The organism is Holospora undulata HU1, from assembly GCF_000388175.3.
GTDB lineage: Bacteria > Pseudomonadota > Alphaproteobacteria > Holosporales > Holosporaceae > Holospora > Holospora undulata_A.
The window spans coordinates 1-2,417 of the sequence record NZ_ARPM03000110.1 but is presented as its reverse complement, the minus strand read 5'-3'; the positions used below and the strand labels follow the sequence as shown (position 1 = coordinate 2,417).

The 2,417-nt window shown below is 35.7% G+C and carries 2 protein-coding genes and 1 pseudogene; 1 reads left to right on the top strand and 2 read right to left on the bottom strand.

Going from position 1 to position 2,417, the window contains the following annotated elements:
- Positions 1-269: 269 nt before the first annotated feature.
- Positions 270-423 (top strand): annotated as a pseudogene (locus tag K737_RS11900) (IS5/IS1182 family transposase); the annotation flags it as partial.
- Between the two features lie 900 nt (positions 424-1,323).
- On the opposite strand, the gene K737_RS02320 reads toward K737_RS11900, so the two are convergent.
- Both K737_RS02320 and K737_RS11025 read right to left on the bottom strand, forming a co-directional pair.
- Complete coding sequence (locus K737_RS02320; protein WP_006288429.1) at positions 1,324-1,851, bottom strand: hypothetical protein; 528 nt, start codon at positions 1,849-1,851, stop codon at positions 1,324-1,326.
- Between the two features lie 239 nt (positions 1,852-2,090).
- Positions 2,091-2,246 (bottom strand): hypothetical protein, encoded by a 156-nt coding sequence (locus K737_RS11025; protein ID WP_235075666.1) that lies wholly within the window; start codon positions 2,244-2,246, stop codon positions 2,091-2,093.
- Positions 2,247-2,417 lie beyond the last annotated feature (171 nt).

Here is a 2,417-nt window from a genome sequence, read left to right as displayed (position 1 = left end):
TACAAGGCTAGAAAGAAACTGCATGGCTTCAAAATTCCATTATTTCAATTTACATTAGATCTAGAGTAATCTTTTATTAAAACATTAATTATTATTTCAGGAGGGGATTTCAATGCTGTTAAACATTTATTTTGACACTTTCAACTCTTATGGTGTCTTGGCATTCGCATGCAATGTTATTTCCCGTAAATTTGTCTCCTTGAGTTCTTTATAGATTTCACTATAAAGAGTTAGGAACTAAATATTAAATCCTTTATATCATGAAATATATTTATAAATCCCATCATTTGATCGAGAATTTCTTCGCTAAACTGAAAGCAATATCGCGTCCTTGCCCCGCGCTATGACAAAACGTCTGTAAATTTTCTGGGTGCTATTATTTGTCTTCAATTGTCCTTTGGCTTAATTGAAGATACGGCCTAGTTAACGAAGAGATTTGGAGAAAGATAGAGGTTCATTTTCTGGAAGAAAGAAGGGTTAGGGAGGAGTTGCTCACGATAATCGTTTGAGCAACTAACTAATACTCTAGATTACGAAGGGCTGATGATTGACTTGACGTTCGTGAAAGCACATCGGAATTCAGCAAGAGGGGGAAACCAAGAGATAATCCGAACAAAAGGGGGATCAATACAAAGGTACGTATGGCTGCGGGTAAGCATGATGTTCCGGCTAGAATTATTGTCACTGAAGGTTCCAGAGCCGATTAAACTGAAGCTGATGCACTAATCCACGAAGTAGCAGTAGAGCATTTAATCGCTGACAAAGCGTACGATACAAACCACATTATTAATGAGCAGAGCAAGTCAAGGAACGATGCGTAATTCCCTCAAAAAGAAATAGAAAAATCAAGTGTGCAACAAATAAGCATCTATGTACTCTTAGACGTACCATCGATACTGCAGATACGTAGAGCAATATTTTTTTGGCTAAAATTTCATGATAATTCCGTCTAAACGATAAAATTTCTTTCGATGCTAAGCGCTCAGAAGATGTTTTTGTGAGCTAAATTAAGTCAAGACAATACAATTTTTGACTTAATTGAAACAGAAAATCCAAAACGTCCGAATTATTGGAGCAAATTAAATGAAACTTATATCTTCTCTTTATTTATACTACTAAAAAAATAAAAAATGATCAGCTCTATAGAAAAAATTTTTGATAAAAGAATACCATCTACACGTTCTTTCAGGCTTTGCTCTACAAACTAAAAAAACACAATAACTAATACTCCACAGAGCTCGTATTAATTCTTTTTTCCACACAAAAGCTGATATTTTTTATACCAGCTTTTAAGGAACTTACTTTTGCTGAAAAAATTAAAGACTAAGGATTTTTTACAGAAGAGTCCTCAAAGTTATCAACTTTTGAACCACATACTGAAGGAGCTGGATCTACATTATTTCGGGCATTTAAGTTGTTAATAACATTTTCTGGAGGATAATGATGAGCAGTACTAAGTTTTCCGTGAGACTTTCCTCTACCTTTTCTCTTTTTCCGTGTCTTTTTTTTCTTTTTTTCTGATCCTTTTTTGTCTTCAGACTTTCCTTCCCCCGTTGCTGCTTCTTGCTCATTTTCCGCTCCCTTCGAAGATCCAGCTTCTGGATTTGCTGGATCTAAACCGGGGGTAGCAGTAGATTTATCTTGTTCTGGAGCAGGTGCTGCTTCTGTTAACGGAGCAGCAGCCGCTGGATCTTGTGTTGTAATAGCTTGCTGACTAGGTTGTTCAGGCGCAGGAGAAGCTAACGGCTGAGCAGATGCGTCAGCTTGCTCTGGGCCGGACCATCCCTGAGAAGGAACGATAATGCCTAAACTCAACGCAAAATACAAAATATTTGGAAAATTTTTTTTCATAACTTGATACTCCCTTTGTTACACAAAAACCTACTATGTATCATCACGTAAAACCCTAAAAAAAACGACAATACTAAGCATCTAAACTCCACGTTCGTATGTATAGCACAAAAAATATAGATGTGAAAGGGGGGCGGTGCGTATTAACTACGGCACATAAATGTATGACATGGATAGATATTTAACTATAGAAAAAATTAAAATTACGTAATTATACTTTTTTCTATAAGCCATTACTGTTAAAAGTTTATAAAAAAGATACCTTCAACCAAAGATAGCATGTTAATTTTCAATGTTTTATTAACGTGAAGTGCCGAAAAAATAAGCAGTGTTCCCTCTAGCATTTCAAGTGATCGCGTGTTTGCAAGGGGGGGGAACGAAATCTTGCAAACCAATGGCATGGTCTAGCGTTATTATTTTGTTCAATGGAAAAGGTTTTATCTTTTCCCTGAAAGAGGTCGGTGCTTGGAATAATTTTATTAAAACCTGCCCAATGATCTTTGCAATAAAGTAAAATTTTCTATTTTTTTAATCGCTCAAAAAGTCGTTTAAATGTTTGGAGTGAT

Coding starts and splice junctions, on each gene's coding strand:
- K737_RS02320 (WP_006288429.1), bottom strand. CDS start 1,851: ATGAAAAAAAATTTTCCAAATATTTTGTATTTTGCGTTGAGTTTAGGC.